The following is a 19,076-nucleotide window of genomic DNA, read 5'->3' as shown; positions in this document are numbered from 1 at the left end:
AGCCCAGCTTTCTCCACGCGGTGCCCCCAAGGTGATTCCCCTTCTCGTCTGCGACGACTCGATGATGGCGCGCAAGCAGTTGATTCGCGCGCTGCCGTTGGACTGGCCGGTGCATATCACCCAGGCGAGCAATGGCGAAGAAGCCCTTGAAGCGATACGCCAGGGCCAGGGCCAGGTGGTCCTGCTGGACCTGACCATGCCGGTGATGGATGGCTACCAGGTCCTCAGCCGAATCCGCGCCGAGGGGCTGAAGTCACGGGTGGTGGTGATTTCCGGCGATATCCAGGAAGAAGCCCAGCGCCGCGTTCACGAGCTCGGCGCTCTGGCCTTCATCCGCAAGCCCGCCGATCCGGACGAGCTGCGGGAAACCCTGATCCGCCTGGGGCTGCTGCGCCCGGCGCCGTCCACCAGCCCACTGAGCGGCATCCCGGTACGCACCGATCCGGACCTGCGGGTGAACTTCCGCGATGCCCTGCGCGAGGTCAGCAACGTCGCCATGGGCCGCGCCGCCGCCCTGCTGGCGCGGGTGCTCGGGGTGTTCGTGCAGTTGCCGGTGCCCAACGTCAACCTCTTCGAAGTCAGCGAACTGCACATGGCCCTGGCCGATGCCCAGCGCGGCGAACGGCTGTCGGCGGTGTGCCAGGGCTTCATCGGCGAATCCATCGCCGGCGAGGCATTGCTGCTGTTCCACGATGCCGAGAGCGCCGAGGTGGCGCGCCTGCTCGGCTGCCGCCCCCAGGGCGAGAACGAGGAAGCGGAGATCCAGCTGGACCTGGCGAGCATCCTGATCGGCGCCTGCCTTGCCGGCATCGCCGAACAGATCGACGTGCGCTTCTCCCAGGGCCACCCGCAATTGCTCGGCCGGCACAGCTCCATCGAACGGCTGTTCCAGCTCAACAACCGGCGCTGGCGCAAGACGCTGGCCGTGGAGATCAGCTACGCCATCGAAGATCACAACCTGCACTTCGACCTGCTGCTGCTCTTCACCGAAACCTCCATCGCGCGCCTGACCCAGAAGATCCACTACCTGATGGACTGACCCCATGCCGGCACAGATCGATTTCAAGGAACTCCACTGGCTGCTGGATATCGTCCAGTGCCTGGACGTCGGCGTGGTGGTCCTGGACCGCCAGTACCACGTCGAGGTGTGGAACAGCTTCATGGAAAACCATTCGGGCCTTGGCCCCGACCGGGTACACGGCAAGAACCTCTTCGAGCTGTTCCCGGAGATCGACCGCAACTGGTTGCGACGCAAGGTGGACAGCGTGCTGCAACTCGGCACCCGCGCCTTCAGCCTGTGGGAGCAGCGGCCCTACCTGATCCGCTTCGACAACTACCGGCCGATCACTGGCGAAGAGGACTTCATGTACCAGAACCTCACCGTCCTGCCCCTTGCCGCCGCAGGTGGCAAGGTGGAGCGTGTGTGCCTGGTGATCACCGATATGACCGAAGTGGCGCGGTTGAAGCGGCAGTTGGCGGAGACCCGTCGTCCGCAGCTCCTGTAGGGGCGAATTCATTCGCCAAGGGCTGCGCAGCCGCCCCCTGGAAATTGGTTCGGCAGCCCTTCGGCCTGCTTGGCGATTGAAATCGCCCCTACAAAAAACCTACCTGCCCCTTTCAATCATTTGATGTACCACCCCCAAGGCTCGGTGCTTCTGTACTCGGTCACCTGCTTCACCTCCAGGTAATTCTCCAGGCCCCATCTCCCCAGCTCGCGACCGATGCCGCTCTGCTTCATGCCGCCCCAGGGTGCCTGGGTGAAGGTGGGCTGCGAGCAGTTGACCCAGACGATGCCGGCGCGCAGGCCGTTGGCCACCCGCGCGGCGCGGTCGAGGTCGGCACTCATCACGGCGGCGGCCAGGCCGAAGCGGCTGTCGTTGGCCATGCGCAGGGCGTCGGCCTCGGTCTTGAAGCGTTTCACGCACAGCACCGGGCCGAAGATTTCCTCGCGCCAGATACGGCTGTTGTCCGCCGGCTCATCGAACACTGCCGGTTCGATGAAATAGCCATGGGACAGGTGCGCGGGCCGCTTGCCGCCGGTGAGCAGGCTGGCCTCCTGCTTGCCCTGCTCGATCATGCCCACGACCTTCTGATACTGCCCGGCACTCACCAGCGGCCCCAGCAGCACGCCGCGCTCCAGACCGGGACCGATGCTGATGCGCCGGGTTTCTTCCACCAGGCGCTCGATCAGGCGCGGGGCGATGCCTTCCTGCACCAGCAGGCGCGACGTGGCGCTGCACACCTGGCCCTGGTTCCAGAAGATGCCGAACATGATCCATTCCACGGCGGCGTCCACATCGGCGTCGTCGAACACGATGAAGGCCGACTTGCCGCCCAGCTCCAGGCTGATGTTCTTGATGTCGGCCGCCGCCGCCGACATGATCTTCGCCCCCGTCGGCACGCTGCCGGTGAAGGCCAGCTTGTCCACACCCGGATGCTGGCTGAGCGGCCCACCCGCCTCGCTGCCGAGGCCCGTGACCACATTGAGCACCCCCGACGGCAGGCCGATGCGTTCGGCGGCGCCGGCCAGTTCCAGCGCGGACAGGGGCGTCAGTTCCGACGGCTTGAGCACGCAGGTGGCACCCGCCGCCAAGGCCGGGGCGACCTTCCACGCGGCCATCAGCAGCGGGTAGTTCCAGGGGATGATCTGCCCGGCCACGCCCACCGGCTCATAGCGGATACGGCAGCTGAAGCGATCGTCCGGCAGCGCCAGCGGCTCGTCCTGGCGGTCGTCCAATTCCCGCGCCAGTTCGGCGTAGTAGCGGAAGCAACCGATGGCGTCGGCGATGTCCCACTGCGCCTCCGGCAGCGGCTTGCCGTTGTCGCGCACTTCCAGCACCGCCAGGGCGTCCTGGCGGCCTTCCAGTTCGCTGGCCAGGGCTTCCAGCCAACTGGCGCGCTCGGCCCCGCTGCTTTGTCCCCAGCCTCGATTGAAGGCCTGCCGGGCGGCATGCACGGCATGGTCGATGTCTTCCTCGGTGGCCGCCGGTACGCGCTGGATCAGGTCGCCGCTGCTGGGGTCCAGCACCTCGAAATAACCGCCCAGGTCAGGGCGGACCCATTGCCCGTTGATGTAAAGCTGGTCACGCATGGCTCTGCTCCATGGGCGCTCAGGCGCCACTGCGGCGGTTCTGCAGGTAGCGGGAGGTGAACAGCAGCGCCAGGGAGACGCAGATGATCACCGTGGAAATGGCATTGATCTCCGGGGTGATGCCCCGGCGGATCGACGAGAAGATGTAGATCGGCAGCGTGGTTTCCGAGCCGGCGACGAAGAAGGCAACGATGAAGTCGTCGAAGCTGAAGGTGAACGCCAGCAGGAAGCCGGCGAGGATGGCCGGTGCGATCTGCGGCAGGGTCACCCGGCGGAAGGTTTCCAGGGGCGGTGCGTAGAGGTCGGCGGAGGCTTCCAGCAGGGCCTTGTCCAGGGCCTCGACGCGGGTGCGGACGATCACGATCACCAGTGCCATGGTGAACAACGAGTGGGCGGCGATCACCGTGATCAGGCCCATGCGCAGGCGCGGCAGACCGGCTCCCAGCAGCAGGTCGAGCAACGGGTTGACCACTTCGAACAGGCTGATGAAGGCGATCAGGGTGGCGATGCCGATGACGATGCCGGGAATGATGATCGCGCAGTAGGTCATGGCATCGAAGAACAGCCGCACCCGTTTGCCCGCCCGCTGCAGGCCGAACACCGCGAGGGTGCCGAAGAGCGTGGCGATCACCGCCGAGCAGAAGGCGATCAGCGCACTGGTGCCCAGGGCCTCGATGATGAACGGATTGCCGAAGGCGCGGCCGAACCACTGCACCGAGCAACATTCGAATGACAGCCCGCTACGCCCGGCGTTGAACGAGAACAGCACGATCAGCGCAATGGGGGCATAGAGGAACAGGTAGAGCGAGGTGGAATAGCTGCGCAGCCACATCAGAGCATCCCCTCCGTGCCGCGCTTGCCGTAGCGCGCCACCAGTTTCAGGTAGAGGGCGATGATCACCAGCATCATCGCCACCAGGGTCATGGCCACCGCGCTGCCGAACGGCCAGTTGCGCGATTGCAGGAAGAGGTCCACCAGGGCGTTGCCGACGAAGAACACCTTGCCGCCGCCGAGGATGGCCGGGATCAGGAACTCGCCCATGAGCAGGATGAACACCAGCATGCTGCCGGTGATGACGCCGGGCGCCGACAGCGGAAGGGTCACCCGGCGGAAGGTCTCGAAGGCACTGGCGCCCAGGTCAGACGAGGCTTCCAACAGGCGCTTGTCGAGCTTTTCCAGGCTGACGTAGATGGGAAACACCATCAGCGGCAGGTAGCCGTAGACGATGCCGATCAGCACGGCGGTCGGCGTGTTGATCAGGCGCACGTCATCCAGGCCCACCATCGCCAGCAGCGCCGGGATGCCCTTGCCGCCGAGGATGAAGATCCAGGCGTAGGTGCGGATCAGGAAGCTGGTCCAGAAGGGCACGATCACCAGGGTCAGCAGCAGCGAGCGGCTGCGCTGCACCTTCACCGCGAGGAAATACGCCAGCGGGTAGGCGGCCAGCAGACACACCAGGGTGCCCAGCGGCGCCAGCAGCAAGGTGTTGTAGAAGGCCTTCGCCCGCGAGCCGAGGTTCAGGTAGTTCTCCAGGGTCAGGGCGGCGCTGTAGCCCCCCACGGGGCTGCGCTCGCCCAGGCTGAAGACCAGGATGATCACCAGCGGCAGCAGGAGCAGCAGCAGGAACCACAAGGTGGACGGCAACAGCAGGAGCAGCGTGACGCGACGGCCGAGGCTGCGGCTTTCGGCAGGCGCGGCCTGGCCCGCATCGGCCAGCGCGGGGGCGCTGAGGGCGACGTTCATGGAAGATTCCCTACGGTTCATTACTGCGGCTTTCGTAGGAGCGAGCTCTGCTCGCGAACGGCTTCGCGAGCAGAGCTCGCTCCTACAGCGCCATGGGTCAGGCCGCCTTGAAGCGCGCCATCAGTTCCGCCCGGGCCGGGCTGGTCAGGGTGGCGGCAGCGCCGAACTCCAGGGCGCTGAGCAGGTCGGCGGCCGGGTACATGATCGGGTCATCCAACATTGCCTTGGGCAGCATCGCATCCACCCGCTTGTCGCCGCTGGGGTAGCCGTGGGCCTCCACTTCGCGCTTGTTCACCTGCGGATCGAGCAGGTAGTTGATCAGCGCGTAGGCCGCATCACGCCGCTCGGCGCTCTTCGGAATGGCGAAGAAGTCGCTCCAGATCTCGCCGCCCTCGCGGCCCAGCACGTAGCTCATTTCCGGCAGGTCGCGATGCAGCTGCGAGGCATCGCCGGTCCAGCACATGGCCATCCAGGCATCGCCGTTGCGCATGGACGGCTGGTAATCGGAGTTGATGGCGAACAGATGCGGCTTGACCTCCAGCAACAGCTTCTCGGCGTCGGCCAGCTCCTTCGGGTCGATGGAGTTGAAGCTGTAGCCGAAGGACTTCAGCGCATTGCCGATCACGGTCAACTGATAGTCGTGGACCATCACCCGGCCAGTGGCTTCGCCTTTGCTCAGCTCCCAGAACTCCTTCCAGGTGGTGGGCCTGGCCTTGATCTTCTTGCTGTCGTAGACGAACCCGGTGGTGCCCCAATCCTTGGGCACGGCGTAGGTCTTGCCGTTGATCACGCCCTGCTCCATGAAGCGCTTCTCGTAGGAGGACGGATCGAAGTTGGGGATGCGTGACAGGTCCAGCGGTTCGATCAATCCCAGCTCGGCGTAGGTGCTGATGGTGTAGTTGGTGGGCACGAAGACGTCCCAGCCGCTGCCACCGGCCTGCAGCTTGGCGAGCATCTCTTCGTTGGAGCCGAACACGTTCATCTGCACCTGGGCGCCGGTCTGCTCGGCGAAGGCGGCGAAGTTCTCGGCATTGTGGTAGTTCGGCCAGGTAGCCAGGACCACGCGGTCGCCGAGGGAGCCCTTCTCTGCGGCGAAGGCACGGTTGCTGGTGAGCAGGCCCGGCATGTTGGCGGCCATTACCGCCATGGCCACGCCGAGGCCGGTCCGGCCGAGGAACTCGCGACGGCTGATGGAGCCGTTCTGCCAACTGCGCAGTTGCTTGATGAAGTCTTTCCGATCCATTGCTGCCACCTGCCTTTCAAGGGTTGGTTGTTCTTGTCCTTCGCCTACTGCGTCTCTCTACAGCGTCATCGCCAGGCCGCTCGCCTGGTCCCAGCCGATGCGTACCGGCGAGCCGTGTTCGAAGGCCGAACGCTCGTGCTGGCCATGGCGCGGCACACGCACGCAGACGATGCCGAAGGGCTCGGTGCGCACGCGGTACTCGGTGAGGTTGCCAAGGTAGATGCGGTCCACCACCTGGCCGGGCAGGCTGATCTCGCGGGGCAGCGCCTCGGCCCCGGCACCGATGGCGATCAGCTCCGGGCGCACGGCGATGCAGCCCGGCTCGGAGGCCTTGAGGGCGGGGCCGGTGGGCGTCTGCGGGCTGGCCAGTTGCAGGCCGTGGGTGGTTTCCAGCAGCACGCGGCCATCCTCGATGCGCCGCACGGTGCCGTCGAACAGGTTGGATTCGCCGATGAAGTCGGCCACGTAGCGGCTCGCCGGGGTTTCGTAGAGCTGCTCGGGGCTGGCGCTCTGGAGGATCTGGCCGTCCTGCATGACGCTGATGCTGTCGCTCATGGACAGCGCCTCTTCCTGGTCATGGGTGACCAGCACGAAGGTGATGCCCACCTCGCGCTGCAGGCGCAGCAGTTCGGACTGCATCTCCTTGCGCAGCTTGCGATCCAGTGCCGCCAGGGGTTCGTCCAGCAGCAGCACCGTGGGCTTGTTCACCAGGGCGCGGGCCAGGGCCACCCGCTGTTGCTGGCCACCGGAAAGTTCATGGGGCTTGCGCTGGCCGAAGCCGGACAGGCGCACCATCTCCAGCGCCTCGTCGGCCATGCGGCGCTGCCCGGCACGATCCGGGCGCGGCTGGTGGTAGCGCAGTCCATAGGCAATGTTCTCCGCCACCGAGAGATGCGGGAACAGTGCATAACTCTGGAACACCATGTTCACCGGCCGCTGGTGCGCCGGCACCCCGGCCACCGAACGCCCGGCCAGCAGGACCTCACCTTCGGTGGGCTGCTCGAAGCCGGCGATCATCCGCAGGGTGGTGGTCTTGCCGCAGCCGGAGCTGCCGAGGAAGGAATGGAAAGCGCCGCGCCGCACCTTGAAGTTCAGGCCGTTGACCGCCGAGACCGCGCCATAGCGCTTGACCACATGGCGGAACTCGATATCGAAGAACTCGCTTGCATCGCTCACGACCGGCCCCTTTTTTCAGGTGTTCTTGGCATGTGGCAACACGCTACCAATGGCGGTTTTCGGCTGTATATATCCCTCCGGGGATAGACGCGCCCTCCACAGAAACTGTGGAGCATGGTGTGGATAAGTTATGGATGGAGGGCTGGACGTCCCGGCCGGCGGGGATTTGCGCGGGATGGACGGATTTTGAGCAGGCGCTCTTTGTGGGGGCGAATTCATTCGCCAAGCAGGCCGCAGGTCTGCCCTGTGCAATCTCGAGGGGCAACTGCGTTGCCCCTGGCGAATGAATTCGCCCCTACAGGTATGCCCGCTGCCCACATTTTCTGTGGGATCAATTGTGGATAACTAGTGGAAGACTGGCTGCGAGGCACGCGCCGCAAGGGATAGAAGCAATTGCTCGGTTTTTGAGCAGCCTCGTTGTGGGGGCGATTTCAATCGCCAAGCAGGCCGCAGGGCTGCCCTGTTCAATCTCGTGGGGGCAACTGCGTTGCCCTTGGCGAATGAATTCGCCCCTACAACAGCACATAGCGAGCGCTCGCCCTGCCCACAATTTCTGTGCAAATCATTGTGGATAACTCGTGGGCATCCGCGCCGGAGGCCGATGGCGGCTGATCCGGCTTGTGCTGGATAGTTATTGAGCAGCGCCGTTTAAATCGCTAATAGCGATAAGGCTAGACCGCCTTGCGCAACGGTTCGGGATCGTCGCGTTGGCCGGCCAGTTCACGCACGAACAGCCCGAGCAACTCCGACTGGCTGCCGATGCCCAGCTTGGCGTAGATGTTCTTGCGATGGATCTTCACCGTGCCGGGGCTGATGGCCAGGTGCTCGGCCACGGAGGCGCTGGAGTGGCCGCGCAGGAGCATCTGCACCACTTCCTGCTCCCGCGCGGTGAGCACGTGGGCGCCGAACTGGTCGAAGGCTTCGCGGATCTTGTAGTCCAGGTCCTGCGCCGGGCGTGGCGCGTGGGCACGGGCCAGTTCCCAGGCTTCGTTGACCACCTGCTCCACCACCGGCTGGGCACAGTCCAGCAGTTGCATCTCGTCCCGGCTATAGGCCGGGCTGCAGGCGCTGCGCATCAGCGAGAGCACCGCCTTGGCGCCGTCGGCCAGGTCGATGAAGAAGGCGATCTCCTCGGTCAGGCCGGTCTGCTGGTAGTAGGTGACGTAGTACTCGCCCAGGTAGAAGTGGTCCGGCGCGAACTGGCGCAGGCGCCAGAGGCCTGGGGCCTGGTTGCGGGTGCAGGCGAGGTAGAAGGGGTCCAGCAGATAGGGACCGACCTGGTAGTCCTCGACATACACATGGCGCTTGTCGGGGGGGAAGGTGTCGAACAAGGCCAGCGGCCGGTGATTGCCTTCGTAGATGAAGAGCACGAAGTGGTCGACATGGCAGGCCTGCTGCAACCACTGGCTGAGGCCGAGCAGACGGGCTCGCCCGGCGGGCTGGGCGAGCAGGTGGGCAACACCGGTGGTCCAGTGTTTGAGTTCCTTGTGGCGCATGTGGGAAATGCCTGAGGTTGGGCTGCGCTTCAATCACTATAGATAGGCGTTCAGCATTTCGAACAGAAATGCAGGAAGTGCGCCAATATCCTGAAAGCCCAACCGCCCGCTCTGGCACGGGGGTGCCGGTTCCCCGCCCTGCCCCATTCGGGTTCCCGTTGCCCCATCAGGCGTCACCCATCACCACAATGCGGTGACGCCCGGGCCGGGAATCAGCCCTTCTTCGCCTTGCCGAATCCCGGCGACTTGCGCACCGATTTGACCTTGGGCTTTTCGCTGTCGATCCAGCGGCCCAGCGCTGCGCCCTTGCCTGGCTTGCCAGCGACGGCCTGGGGCTCTTTGGGCTTCTTGGGTTTCTTCGGCTTCTTGATCACCTGGCCGGTGGCATCGGTCATGGGCACGCGGTGATCGGGGATGAAATCCGGCTCGTCGCGACGCTGGATGGTCTGGCGGATCAGCACTTCAATGGCCGCCAGCAGTTGCACCTCATCGGCACAGACCAGCGATACCGCCTCACCGGTGGCGCCGGCGCGGCCGGTACGGCCGATGCGGTGCACATAGTCTTCGGCGACGATGGGCAGGTCGAAGTTGACTACCAGGGGCAGGTCGTCGATGTCCAGGCCACGGGCCGCCACATCGGTGGCCACCAGGACCTGCACTTCGCCCGCCTTGAAGCGCTGCAGGGCGCGCAGGCGCGAGGGCTGCGGCTTGTCGCCGTGGATCGAATCGGCGCTGACGCCCTGGGCCTGGAGTTCATCCACCAATTGGTCGACGCCCTTGCGCGTCTTGACGAAGACCAGCACCTGGCCCCAGCCACGGTCTTCCAGCAGGTGCAGGAACAATTCGCTCTTGCGCTTCTTGTCCACGGGGATCAGCCACTGGCGCACGCTCTTCGCGGCAGCGTTGCGCGGGCTGACCTCGATGGACAGCGGGTCGCGCAGCAGTTCGCCGGCCATCTGGCGGATGGCGTCGGAGAAGGTGGCGGAGAACAGCAGGGTCTGGCGGCGCTTCGGCAGTGCGGAAAAGAGCTCGTCCAGCTCGCGGGCGAAACCCAGATCCAGCATGCGGTCGGCCTCGTCCAGTACCAGCGCCTGGAGCTGGTTGAACTTCACGGCGTTCTGCCGATAGAGGTCGAGCAGCCGGCCGGGGGTGGCGACGAGGACGTCGATGCCCTTGCGCAGCTTCATCATCTGCGGGTTGATGCTGACGCCGCCGTAGACCGCGTAATTGCGCAGCGGCAGATGCTGGCCGTAGACACGGAAGCTCTCGTTGACCTGCTCGGCCAGTTCGCGGGTCGGCACCAGCACCAGGGCACGTACCGAGTTGCTGGCCACCTGCGGGCCTTCCTGGGTCAGCTTCTGCAGCAGCGGCAGGGCGAAGCCGGCGGTCTTGCCGGTGCCGGTCTGGGCAGCGGCCATCAGGTCGCGGCCCTTGAGGACGGCGGGAATCGCCTCGGCCTGTACCGGCGATGGGGTCTGGTAGCCGAGCGCCTCGGTGGCGCGCAACAGGGGTTCGATCAGGCCGAGGGAAGCGAAGGTCATCGGGGCAGCCATAGTGTGCGGAAAAGCCGCAATTCTATCAGGCCGCCCACGACCTCCGGGATCAACTGGTCTGCTGTTGCAGCTCTTCGTCCGCCGGCGCCTTGGCTTCCTTGCGTTCGCGCCATTGCGGCAGGCCGATCAGCACCACGGCGCCGATGATCACCAGCATGGCAAGGCCCTCTTCGATGCCGATGGTCTCGCCGGCGAACGCGATCCCCAGCAGCACCGCCACCGCCGGGTTGACGTAGGCGTAGCTGGTGGCCGCCGCCGGACGCACGTTCTTCAGCAGGTAGAGGTAGGAGCTGAAGGCGATGATGGAACCGAACACGATCAGGTAGGCCAGCGCCCCCCAACCGGCCAGCGTGGGCGCGGCGACCATGCGCTCGCCGCTGAGCAGGCTGCCGGCCAGCAGGGCGAAGCCGCCGGCGAGCATTTCCACTGCGCTGGCCATGGGGCCGGCGGGGAGCTTGAGGTTCTTGCTCCACATGGAGCCGAAAGACCAGGACGCCGCAGCGAATATGATCAGCACGGCCCCCAGCGGGCTGGCCTGGAGGTTGGAGCCGAGATTGAGCAGGCCGATACCGATCAGCCCAAGCAGGATGCCGGCCCATTCCAGGCGCGTGGTGCGCTGGCCCCAGATCAGCCCGAACAGCAGGGCGAACAGCGGCACGGTGGCCACCGCCAAGGCGGCGACGCCGGACGCCACGCCGAGGTCTTCGGCCAGGGTTACGCCACCGTTGCCGCAGCTCAGCAGCAGAAAGCCAATGGCGGCGGCGGACTTCCACTCCTGCCAGGTCGGGTTGGGGACACCGCGCCAGCGCAGGAAGCCGTACATCAGGGCGCCGGCCACCACGAAGCGAACCCCGGCCATCAACAGGGGCGGCCAGGATTCGACACCGATACGAATCGCCAGGTAGGTGGAACCCCAGATCAGATAGAGAGCGATGAATGCCCCTATGAGCAGGAACGGAAAGCGGCGCGCAGGCATGATCGGAACTCGACACAGGCAGGAATGAGGTGTCTATTCTATGAAAGGCTTCGGCGGGGAAATAAGGCAGAAAGCCTGCTTGATCCCCGGCCATACCTTGCAAATCATCGAATTCACCGGCTCCACCCTTCGATTCGAAGGCGACCACTTTCGGAGGCACCTGTGGACAAGTACGACCGCCTGCTGCTGTCGGCCCTGATCGAGAACGGACGCGCGTCCTTCGCCGACCTGGCGCGCCGGGTCAACCTGTCACCGCCAGCGGTGGCCGACCGCGTGGCCAAGCTGGAGGCCGCCGGGATCATCACCGGCTACCACGCCGGCGTGGACCTGGCGAAGCTGGGCTCGCCCATCGAATGCGTGATCGAACTGCGCATCACCGACCGTGACTACAAGCGCACCCAGGATGCCCTGGAGAAGATCCCGCAGCTGACCCAATGCCACCGCGTTACCGGCGATGCCTGCCTGCTGATCAAGGCGGCCGTGGCGTCGATGCCGGAGCTGCAGGACCTGATCGACCAGATCGGCCAGTTCGGCGCGACCAAGACCTCGCTCGTCCTCTCCACGCCGTTCGAGCAGCGAATTCCCGCCGTGCTGCAGGAGCGCGGCAAGGTGGAAACCCTGCGCACGGCAAAAGGCTGATCTATCCGTAGGTTGGTGCAGAGCGAAGCGAAGCCCAACAGGCGGACCCGACCCGGAATCGTTGGGCCTCGCGGAGCTCGGACCAACCTACAAAAGCAGGTCAGGCTTCCCGATGGCGCCTGAGTGCTTCGGGAATCTTTGCCGCCGGTACTTTCTGCAGGCTGCAGAACAATTTGTGCGAGACCTCCGCGATTCCATGCTTCTCCCGCAGGCGTCCGGCAATGTGCAGGGTGAGGTTGGCGGCCATCTCGGCGTCGGCCAGGGCGCGGTGGGCCTTGCCGGTGTTCGGCAGGCACGCCCAGGTATTGAGGGTGCCGAGCTTGTGGTTGGGCGCTTCGGGCAACAGGCGCCGGGCCAGCAGCAATGAGCAGGCGAAGGCCTGGTGGCGTGTCCTGCCGATGCGGCCGATTTCGTAGTCCCAGAACTTCTGGTCGAACGAGGCGTTGTGCGCCAGCAGCGGCAGGTCGCCGATGAAGTCCGCCGCCTCGCCCATCACCTGCTCCACGGGCGGCGCCTCGCGCAGCATGGCGGTGGTGATGCCGGTCAGGCCCTGGATGAAGGCGGGTACCGGAACACCGGCATTCATCAGGCTCTGGTAGCGGTCGACGATGCGCCCACCCTCCAGGATGACGATGCCGATCTCGGTGGCGCGGCAGTCGTTGCCCGGCATGACGCCGGTGGTCTCGAAGTCGATGACGGCTATGGGGTCCACGGAATTGTCCAGATTGGGGCGGGTTTCAGTTGCGCAGCAGCAGGGGGCTTTCGATGGGCTGGTAGCGGCTGGCGGCGCGGATCAGCGATTGCGCGGTCAGGCCGGGTACGCCATAGACCAGGGTTTCCACGCCATGGGCCTTGGCCACCCGATCCAGCAACAGGTCGAAGTCGCCGTCGCCGGAGGCCAGCACGATGAGATCCACGCGCGGCGCGGCGTCCAGTACGTCGATGGTGATGCCGACGTCCCAGTCGCCCTTGGCCGAACCGTCGCTGCGCTGGATGAAGGGCTTGAGTTTCACGTTGAAGCCCAGATTGCGCAGGATCTGCTGGAACTGTTGCTGGCGCGGGTCGCCGCGATCGATGGCGTAGGCGTTGGCTTCGACGATATCGCCCTCGGCGCTGACGCTCTGCCAGAACGCGCTGTAGTGGAAATGGCAGCCGTAGGTATGACGCACCGTGTAGTAGAGGTTCTGCACGTCGGCGAATACTGCGATTTTCTTCAACGCGGATCCTCGTGGCTGACTGGGGGCGGCTGGCTGGCAGCGACGGTATAAGGGTAGATTGCGGCCAGTATGCCAGCCTCTGGGGATGGAAAGTGGATAGGACCCTGCAGAACGCTCCCGCTGCCCTGCTGATCATCGATCAGCAGCAAGGCATCCGTGGCCTCGACAAACCGCGCAACAACTCCGATGCCGAACGCCACATGGCCGCCCTGCTGGCACGCTGGCGCGCCGCCGGCTGGCCGCTGGTGCACATCCGCCATATCTCCCGCGAGGCACATTCGGTATTCGCCCCCGGACAGCCCGGCGTCCTCTTCCAACCCGAGTTCATGCCCAGGGAGCGCGAGCAGGTACTGGAGAAGAACGTGCCCGATGCCTTCATCAACAGCGGTCTGGAGCACTGGTTGCGGGTGCGCGGCCTGGATGCGCTGGTGATCGTTGGCGTAGCCAGCGAGAACTCGGTGGAAGCCACCGCCCGCAGCGCCGGCAACCTGGGCTTTGCCACGACGGTCGTCGCGGACGCCTGCTACACCTTCGCCAAGACCGACTTCGCCGGCCGCCAGCGCAGCGCCGAGGAAGTGCACGACATGGCCATGGCCAACCTGCAGGGCGAATACGCGCAGGTGCTGTCGACGGACGAACTGCTGGCGAACTGGCCAACGCCCTGAAGGCGGGCGTCTATAGTTTCAGCTAACCCCGCGCGCATCGAGAACGGGGAAGACGCCAAGACCCACCGCACGGGTCTGTTGCAGGGAGCAAGGCGCCCGCCATGGCAGGCGGCGCCGTCTGGCAGTCACTCCAGCCACAGGCCGTGCCCCAGGCGATTGTGCAATGCGAGCCTATGGAAGCTGCCTGCTTGTCCTGCTGCTCCTGTCCGCCCCCATCCATGCCGAGGCGCGCCTGGTATTCAGCACCTTTCCCGACCAGGGCCTGCCCCTGTTCCAGATCTGCAAGCGCATCCTGGTGGAAGCCTACGGCGAGCTCGGCATCAGCATCGAGACCCGCGCCGCGCCAGCCGCCCGCGCCCTGCAATATGCCGAGCGCGGCCTGAACGATGGCGAACTGTGCCGCACCAGCCTGTTGGCCGAGCAGCGCAGCGACCTGCTGCTGATCCGCACCCCACTGTTCGAATCCTACACGGTGGCCTTTGCCAATCGCCCGTTGCAACTGCGCGGCTGGTCCAGCCTCAAGCCGTATCTCGTCGGTTTCGAACGCGGCAAGGCGGCGCTGGAACTGCGACTCAAGGGGGTGCGGATGTCACCGTCCAATGGGGTGGAGAACGGCATGCGCAAACTGGCCGGTGGCCGCGTGGACGTGCATGTGGAGGACTATTACTCGGGCATGTGCATCCTGCGCCAGAGCGGCATGCGCGGTATCCAGCCCCTGCATCCGGTGCTGGAGCGCTTCTCCATGCATCACTACCTGAACCCGCGCCATCGCGATCTCGCACCACGCCTGGAGGAGGTGCTGCGGCACATGGCACAGCAAGGTCGCTTGCAGGCCATCGAGCAGCAGGTGCTGCGCGAAGCCGGGCTGGATGACCTCAGCCTTCCCTGAACGACTATCATGGCGCTCCCGTCTCCCATCCCGCGGAACCCCGATGTCGCTCCACGACCGCAACCTGGCCCTGCTCGACGATCACGCCATCCCCTACCGGGAGGTCAGCCACGAAGCCGTGCTCGATTATCCCACCGCCCATGCGGTGCGCCAGCGCTTCGGCCTGCGCGGGGTGGAGAGCAAGAGCCTGTTCCTGCGCCTGAAGGGCGGCGGCTACGCCATGCTGGTGACCCTGGAAGGCGCGCGGGCCGACTGGGCACAACTCAAGGCGCTGCTGGGCGCGCGACCGAGCATTGCCAGCGACGAAGAACTGGTGGAGCTGACTGGCTGCGTGCCCCAGTGCGCCTGCCCCCTGGGCCATGCCGAGGACATTGCCCTGGTATTCGACGAGGCGATCTTCCGGCACGACTACCTGATCTATTCCCCGGGCCCACCGGAGTACACCCTGGAAGTGGCCACCGCCGACCTCGCCCGTCTGTTGTCGCAATTACCCAACCGCGTCCTGCACTACCGTTCCGAGTGAAGCGCCCTTTGGAGGCAGCGCAGGCTTGGGCTAAAGTGCGCAAGACCAACTGCCGCAAGATGTGAATGCCCGCCGATGAATCCGTTCGAGCTGCTGCGCGCCTCCTGGTTCTTCTTCTCCCGCAACGCCGGCGAAATCGCCCTGCTCTGCCTGCCGGCCATCCTCACCGAAGCGATCGCCCAACAGGGGTTGATCGCCTGGCTAGGAGCGGACAAATCCCAGGGCGCGTCGATCATCGTCAGCATGCTGTTCTATCCGCTCTACGTCGGCGCGCTGATCATCTTCGTCGACAGCCGCAGCCATCACATCCGCCTCAAGCCGAGGCAGGTGCTGGAAATGGCGTTGTTCCGCTGGCCCACATTCGCCGTGCTGGCAGCCATCAGCACGCTGCTGATCATGGTCGGGGTCTGGATGCTGATCATTCCCGGCGTCTACGTGATGATCAAACTGGCCTTCGCCGAGTACCTGCTGGTGCTGGAAGGCAAGCCCCCGCTGGACGCGATCAAGGAAAGCTTCGCCCTCACCCGCGGGCACTTCTGGACCATCCTCGCCTGCGTGCTGCTGGTAATGGGGCCGATCTGGCTGGTGGACTGGTTCGCCTATCGCGAACTGGGACAGAACCCCGATCCGGTGGGCACCGTGGTGCTGGAAAGCTTCAACAGCTTCTTCCAGCTGTTCGTCAGCATCGCCCTATACCGGATGTTCACCCTGGTCACGGAACGCGCGACGGAGCAGTGACCCTGTAACGTCCGGACACCAACCCATGGAAGGGTTGGCCGCTGTTTCCGCGACGGGCTGCTAGGCTTTCCAGGCCACTCAAGGAGGATCTTCCATGGCTGAAAACCCCAGCATCCTGTCCCACATCTCGGTTGGCACCAACGACTTCGAACGCGCCGTCGCCTTCTACGACAAGGTGCTGCCCACCCTGGGCTGCAAGCGCATCATGGAGCACCCCGGCGCTGTGGCTTACGGCCGCGAGTACCCGGAATTCTGGGTGCAGTCCCCCATCGACGGCCGCCCGGCGAGCGTCGGCAATGGCACCCACATCGGTTTCTTCGCTGCCAGCAAAGAGGCGGTCCTGGCCTTCTTCGAGGCCGCCCTGGACGCCGGCGGCAAGGGCGATGGCGAACCCGGCCCGCGCCCCGAATACGGTGAGCCCTACTACGGCTGCTTCATCCGCGACCTTGATGGCCACAAGATCGAGGCCGCCTTCTGGGATATGGATCTGGCCCCGGACTACGAGCTGTACGTCGAGCCTCACGCTCACTGAGCACGGGGGCTGTAGCGCCGCGCGGCATCCAGCACCCAGCCTTCATCGATCATCTGCTCCAGCGCCTCGGCAATAGCCTGGCGCTGCGCCTGCAAGGGCCGCTGGCGCGTGAAGCCGAGGAAGAGTTCGGTACGCGCAGTCGGCCGATAGTTCAGCTTGACGATGCGCCCGGCGAGGGTCGGGTCGCGCAGCAGTTGATAGTCCACCTGGCAATCGGTGCCGATCACCAACTGCAGCCGCTTGTGGCGCAGCATGTCCAGCAACTGCCCTTCATTGCCGACCCCGACCTTGCGCAAGTCCTGATCGGAATCGAAGGGTTCGAAGTAGGCCGAGCCCCGCACGAAACCGATGTCGTACTGGCCCAGCTGCGCATAGCCGCTGACCTTCTGGGCCAGCGCCGGCAGGCTGTAGAAGCGGGGCGCGCAGGTGAAATAAGGGCGTTCCAGGAAGTCGATAAAGCGTTCGCGCTCGGGGGTCCGGGCAAGGCCCGTCATCAGGTCGGCCGAGCCCCGCTCCAATGCGGCGAGCCCTCGCGACCAGGGCGCTCGCTGCACCTCGAAGCGCAGCCCAGTACGGCGCTCCAGCTCCGCCAGCAAGTCCATGTCCAGACCGCGCAGCTGCCCTCCTTCACCGGCGATGCGAAAGGGCGGCCAGAAATCGGTCATTACCCGCAATGGCGGTGCATCATCAGCAACCACCAGGCGGGGCAACAGCAGCAAACCCGCCAGCCAGAGGCGTCCCGAATTGAAATGTGAGGCCAGGATTGACCAGAGGACTACGCCCAGCCGCATGCAGGCTCCCGGATCAGTCTTGCAGTTGGTTATGGGTGCCATCGCAGAGCGGTGGCGAGTGGCTATGTTTGCAGCCACAGAAATACAGGGTTTCGCTGACATCTGCATGGAATTTGAGGGGCGCCAGGCCGGTTCCTTTATGAGATCCATCGCAAAACGGCTGCTGCTGGCTGCGGCCGCAACGGCACCAGAAGTAATCCCGGCCGGCCACCACCTCCACTTCGAACGGCCCCCGCTGGGCGATTCGCACTTCGCTGTCCACGGCATTCCTCCCGGGCGCGCCTGGCTTGGGCCGCGGCGGCGGCTCGGGTATGCTCGCCCTCTTCCAGCATAGATGCCTGCCCTTGCCGATGCCCCGAGTCCTGCGTTTCGCCCTGCTCAGCCTGTCGGTCCTGGCCGTTGGCCTGGTGGCCCTGATCTATGCGCTGACCTGGCATCCCGCAGAGCGCGAACCGGCCGTGCTGGCCTGTCAGGCCGAAGTGCCGCAACTGCAGCCGGGCCAGGCCCTGAAGGTCATGACCTGGAACCTCCAGTACCTGGCCGGCAAACGCTACGTCTTCTATTACGACCTGCCTGATGGCGAAGGCCCGGACGAACGCCCCACGGCGGAAGACCTGGCCTATAGCCTGGACGAGGTGGTGCGGGTGATTCGCGAGGAACAGCCGGACATCGTCAATCTCCAGGAACTGCACGAAGGCGCCCGCGCCACCGACTACCAGGACCAGTTGGCCCTGCTCCAGGAACGCCTGGCCGACGTCTACCCCTGCACCAGCCAGGCCTTCTACTGGAAGGCCGCCTTCGTACCCGATCCCCATATCCTCGGCAGCGTCGGCCTGAAACTGGCGACCCTCAGCCGCTTCCGCATCGAGAGTGCCGAACGCTTGCAGCTGCCTCTGGAAGTGAACGATCCGCTCAGCCGCCAGTTCGACAAGAAGCGCGCACTGCTGGTGAGCTACCTGCCGATTCGCGACGGCGGGCGACTGGCCGCCGTCAACACGCATCTGGATGCCCTGGAGGACGACCCGGAAACCCTCAAGCGCCAGGTAGCCATGACCCGCGGCCTGCTCGACCAGCTTCAGAGCGAAGGCCTGCCCTGGATCCTGGCCGGCGACTTCAACCAGTTGCCGCCCGGCCAGTACGAGCGACTGTCCGCCCCCCAGCGCAGCCGCTATACCCGCGACAGCGAACTGAAGGCACTCTGGAGCCGCTACCCGATGATTCCCAGCGTCGAGGAAGCCAGTGGTGCCCAGCAGGCGCAATGGTTCACCCACTACCCCAACGACCCTCGGGTGAAGGGGCCCGACCGCACCCTGGACTACGTTTTCCACAGCCCCAGCCTGACCCGCATCGAAGCGCGGGTGCGCCAGGGCGACACCCTGCGCATCTCCGATCACCTGCCGCTGACGGCGCGCTTCTTCCTGCCGTCGGGGCATTGAAATTGCGGAAGCCGTTGGGGTGATTTCGAGCTGGTAGGGTGCGCCGTGCGCACGGGCTGATTCCGCAATCGGTGCGCATGGTGTTCAGCCGGTATACATGGGTAACGCTTGTCGGGAGACATGGGTAACGGGTTGATGGTCATGGCTTGGGTTGCCTGAGATCAATCTGGCGCACGGTCTTACGGATGAACACCACGTCGAAGACGCCGTCGGTCGTGGTCGGACGGATGGCAACCCGCTCTCCCGCCAGGCCGCCGCCGACAAACAGGCTCCGGCCATTGAAGCGGACCTGCCCGATGCGTCCGACCTTGAGCACCCGATCGCCCGGGTCGTACTCGATCTCCGGCAAGTGCTCAGGGTAGCTGCGC

General features: G+C 65.3%; 21 protein-coding genes and 1 pseudogene. 9 read left to right on the top strand and 13 right to left on the bottom strand.

Annotation, left to right across the window (positions count from 1 at the left end):
* Nucleotides 1-31 precede the first annotated feature (31 nt).
* Entirely contained in the window at nt 32-1,039 is a 1,008-nt protein-coding gene (locus E8E91_RS20310; RefSeq protein WP_280366796.1) for a response regulator, read from the top strand.
* Nucleotides 1,040-1,043: 4 nt separating this feature from the next.
* Entirely contained in the window at nt 1,044-1,505 is a 462-nt protein-coding gene (locus tag E8E91_RS20305) for a PAS domain-containing protein (RefSeq protein ID WP_280366794.1), read from the top strand.
* Nucleotides 1,506-1,621: 116 nt separating this feature from the next.
* On the opposite strand, the gene E8E91_RS20300 is transcribed toward E8E91_RS20305, so the two are convergent.
* From E8E91_RS20300 to yedA, 8 genes are all read right to left on the bottom strand, one after another.
* Nucleotides 1,622-3,091, bottom strand: a complete 1,470-nt coding sequence (locus E8E91_RS20300) for an aldehyde dehydrogenase family protein (protein ID WP_280378256.1) — start codon at nt 3,089-3,091, stop codon at nt 1,622-1,624.
* 19 nt (nt 3,092-3,110) lie between these two features.
* The gene (locus E8E91_RS20295) at nt 3,111-3,923 is read right to left on the bottom strand and encodes an ABC transporter permease (RefSeq protein ID WP_280366790.1); all 813 of its coding nucleotides are present in this window, start codon (nt 3,921-3,923) and stop codon (nt 3,111-3,113) included.
* A complete protein-coding gene (locus tag E8E91_RS20290; protein ID WP_280378254.1) occupies nt 3,923-4,834 on the bottom strand; it encodes an ABC transporter permease in 912 nt (303 codons plus the stop codon). The genes E8E91_RS20295 and E8E91_RS20290 overlap by 1 nt, the downstream gene beginning before the upstream one ends.
* Before the next feature lie 97 nt (nt 4,835-4,931).
* Complete coding sequence (locus E8E91_RS20285; RefSeq protein ID WP_280378252.1) at nt 4,932-6,077, bottom strand: spermidine/putrescine ABC transporter substrate-binding protein; 1,146 nt, start codon at nt 6,075-6,077, stop codon at nt 4,932-4,934.
* 57 nt (nt 6,078-6,134) lie between these two features.
* Nucleotides 6,135-7,253 (bottom strand): ABC transporter ATP-binding protein, encoded by a 1,119-nt coding sequence (locus tag E8E91_RS20280; protein ID WP_280378249.1) that lies wholly within the window; start codon nt 7,251-7,253, stop codon nt 6,135-6,137.
* A 671-nt stretch (nt 7,254-7,924) separates the two neighbouring features.
* Nucleotides 7,925-8,749, bottom strand: a complete 825-nt coding sequence (locus tag E8E91_RS20275) for a LuxR C-terminal-related transcriptional regulator (RefSeq protein WP_280378247.1) — start codon at nt 8,747-8,749, stop codon at nt 7,925-7,927.
* Between the two features lie 212 nt (nt 8,750-8,961).
* Nucleotides 8,962-10,290 (bottom strand): DEAD/DEAH box helicase, encoded by a 1,329-nt coding sequence (locus tag E8E91_RS20270; protein WP_280378245.1) that lies wholly within the window; start codon nt 10,288-10,290, stop codon nt 8,962-8,964.
* A gap of 61 nt (nt 10,291-10,351) precedes the next feature.
* Nucleotides 10,352-11,278: a drug/metabolite exporter YedA gene (yedA, locus tag E8E91_RS20265; protein WP_280378243.1), complete on the bottom strand. Its 927-nt coding sequence runs from the start codon at nt 11,276-11,278 to the stop codon at nt 10,352-10,354.
* 162 nt (nt 11,279-11,440) lie between these two features.
* Between yedA and E8E91_RS20260 the strand changes: the two genes are divergently transcribed.
* On the top strand, nt 11,441-11,917 hold the full coding sequence (locus E8E91_RS20260) for an Lrp/AsnC family transcriptional regulator (protein ID WP_280378240.1): 477 nt from the start codon (nt 11,441-11,443) through the stop codon (nt 11,915-11,917).
* A gap of 100 nt (nt 11,918-12,017) precedes the next feature.
* On the opposite strand, the gene E8E91_RS20255 is transcribed toward E8E91_RS20260, so the two are convergent.
* A complete protein-coding gene (locus tag E8E91_RS20255) occupies nt 12,018-12,629 on the bottom strand; it encodes a 3'-5' exonuclease (protein WP_280378238.1) in 612 nt (203 codons plus the stop codon).
* Between the two features lie 25 nt (nt 12,630-12,654).
* Nucleotides 12,655-13,134 (bottom strand): NYN domain-containing protein, encoded by a 480-nt coding sequence (locus tag E8E91_RS20250; protein ID WP_190826849.1) that lies wholly within the window; start codon nt 13,132-13,134, stop codon nt 12,655-12,657.
* Nucleotides 13,135-13,226: 92 nt separating this feature from the next.
* Between E8E91_RS20250 and E8E91_RS20245 the strand changes: the two genes are divergently transcribed.
* From E8E91_RS20245 to E8E91_RS20225, 5 genes are all read left to right on the top strand, one after another.
* A complete protein-coding gene (locus tag E8E91_RS20245) occupies nt 13,227-13,799 on the top strand; it encodes a cysteine hydrolase family protein (protein WP_280378235.1) in 573 nt (190 codons plus the stop codon).
* A gap of 163 nt (nt 13,800-13,962) precedes the next feature.
* Nucleotides 13,963-14,688, top strand: coding sequence for a hypothetical protein (locus E8E91_RS20240; protein WP_280378233.1), 726 nt, complete (start codon nt 13,963-13,965; stop codon nt 14,686-14,688).
* 43 nt (nt 14,689-14,731) lie between these two features.
* On the top strand, nt 14,732-15,211 hold the full coding sequence (locus tag E8E91_RS20235) for a YbaK/EbsC family protein (RefSeq protein ID WP_280378231.1): 480 nt from the start codon (nt 14,732-14,734) through the stop codon (nt 15,209-15,211).
* A 75-nt stretch (nt 15,212-15,286) separates the two neighbouring features.
* Nucleotides 15,287-15,949, top strand: a complete 663-nt coding sequence (locus E8E91_RS20230) for a YciC family protein (RefSeq protein WP_280366763.1) — start codon at nt 15,287-15,289, stop codon at nt 15,947-15,949.
* Between the two features lie 94 nt (nt 15,950-16,043).
* Nucleotides 16,044-16,481 (top strand): VOC family protein, encoded by a 438-nt coding sequence (locus E8E91_RS20225; protein WP_271470044.1) that lies wholly within the window; start codon nt 16,044-16,046, stop codon nt 16,479-16,481.
* On the opposite strand, the gene E8E91_RS20220 is transcribed toward E8E91_RS20225, so the two are convergent.
* Together E8E91_RS20220 and E8E91_RS20215 are read right to left on the bottom strand one after the other, a co-directional pair.
* A complete protein-coding gene (locus tag E8E91_RS20220) occupies nt 16,475-17,272 on the bottom strand; it encodes a transporter substrate-binding domain-containing protein (protein ID WP_280378229.1) in 798 nt (265 codons plus the stop codon). The genes E8E91_RS20225 and E8E91_RS20220 overlap by 7 nt on opposite strands.
* A gap of 13 nt (nt 17,273-17,285) precedes the next feature.
* Nucleotides 17,286-17,534, bottom strand: coding sequence for a CDGSH iron-sulfur domain-containing protein (locus tag E8E91_RS20215; protein ID WP_280366757.1), 249 nt, complete (start codon nt 17,532-17,534; stop codon nt 17,286-17,288).
* Nucleotides 17,535-17,583: 49 nt separating this feature from the next.
* Here E8E91_RS20215 and E8E91_RS20210 point away from each other — a divergent pair, with 49 nt between their 5' ends.
* On the top strand, nt 17,584-18,708 hold the full coding sequence (locus tag E8E91_RS20210) for an endonuclease/exonuclease/phosphatase family protein (RefSeq protein WP_280378228.1): 1,125 nt from the start codon (nt 17,584-17,586) through the stop codon (nt 18,706-18,708).
* A 139-nt stretch (nt 18,709-18,847) separates the two neighbouring features.
* Here the strand turns inward: E8E91_RS20210 and E8E91_RS20205 are convergent.
* Nucleotides 18,848-19,076, bottom strand: a pseudogene (locus E8E91_RS20205) (IS481 family transposase); the annotation flags it as partial.

This window comes from Pseudomonas sp. BN515 (assembly GCF_029873155.1).
Classification (GTDB): domain Bacteria; phylum Pseudomonadota; class Gammaproteobacteria; order Pseudomonadales; family Pseudomonadaceae; genus Metapseudomonas.
This window is presented reverse-complemented; position numbering and strand designations above follow the sequence as displayed.

Coding starts and splice junctions, on each gene's coding strand:
- E8E91_RS20240 (WP_280378233.1), top strand. CDS start 13,963: ATGCGAGCCTATGGAAGCTGCCTGCTTGTCCTGCTGCTCCTGTCCGCC.
- yedA (WP_280378243.1), bottom strand. CDS start 11,278: ATGCCTGCGCGCCGCTTTCCGTTCCTGCTCATAGGGGCATTCATCGCT.
- E8E91_RS20230 (WP_280366763.1), top strand. CDS start 15,287: ATGAATCCGTTCGAGCTGCTGCGCGCCTCCTGGTTCTTCTTCTCCCGC.
- E8E91_RS20290 (WP_280378254.1), bottom strand. CDS start 4,834: ATGAACGTCGCCCTCAGCGCCCCCGCGCTGGCCGATGCGGGCCAGGCC.
- E8E91_RS20275 (WP_280378247.1), bottom strand. CDS start 8,749: ATGCGCCACAAGGAACTCAAACACTGGACCACCGGTGTTGCCCACCTG.
- E8E91_RS20300 (WP_280378256.1), bottom strand. CDS start 3,091: ATGCGTGACCAGCTTTACATCAACGGGCAATGGGTCCGCCCTGACCTG.
- E8E91_RS20270 (WP_280378245.1), bottom strand. CDS start 10,290: ATGACCTTCGCTTCCCTCGGCCTGATCGAACCCCTGTTGCGCGCCACC.
- E8E91_RS20225 (WP_271470044.1), top strand. CDS start 16,044: ATGGCTGAAAACCCCAGCATCCTGTCCCACATCTCGGTTGGCACCAAC.
- E8E91_RS20210 (WP_280378228.1), top strand. CDS start 17,584: ATGCTCGCCCTCTTCCAGCATAGATGCCTGCCCTTGCCGATGCCCCGA.
- E8E91_RS20285 (WP_280378252.1), bottom strand. CDS start 6,077: ATGGATCGGAAAGACTTCATCAAGCAACTGCGCAGTTGGCAGAACGGC.
- E8E91_RS20220 (WP_280378229.1), bottom strand. CDS start 17,272: ATGCGGCTGGGCGTAGTCCTCTGGTCAATCCTGGCCTCACATTTCAAT.
- E8E91_RS20235 (WP_280378231.1), top strand. CDS start 14,732: ATGTCGCTCCACGACCGCAACCTGGCCCTGCTCGACGATCACGCCATC.
- E8E91_RS20305 (WP_280366794.1), top strand. CDS start 1,044: ATGCCGGCACAGATCGATTTCAAGGAACTCCACTGGCTGCTGGATATC.
- E8E91_RS20295 (WP_280366790.1), bottom strand. CDS start 3,923: ATGTGGCTGCGCAGCTATTCCACCTCGCTCTACCTGTTCCTCTATGCC.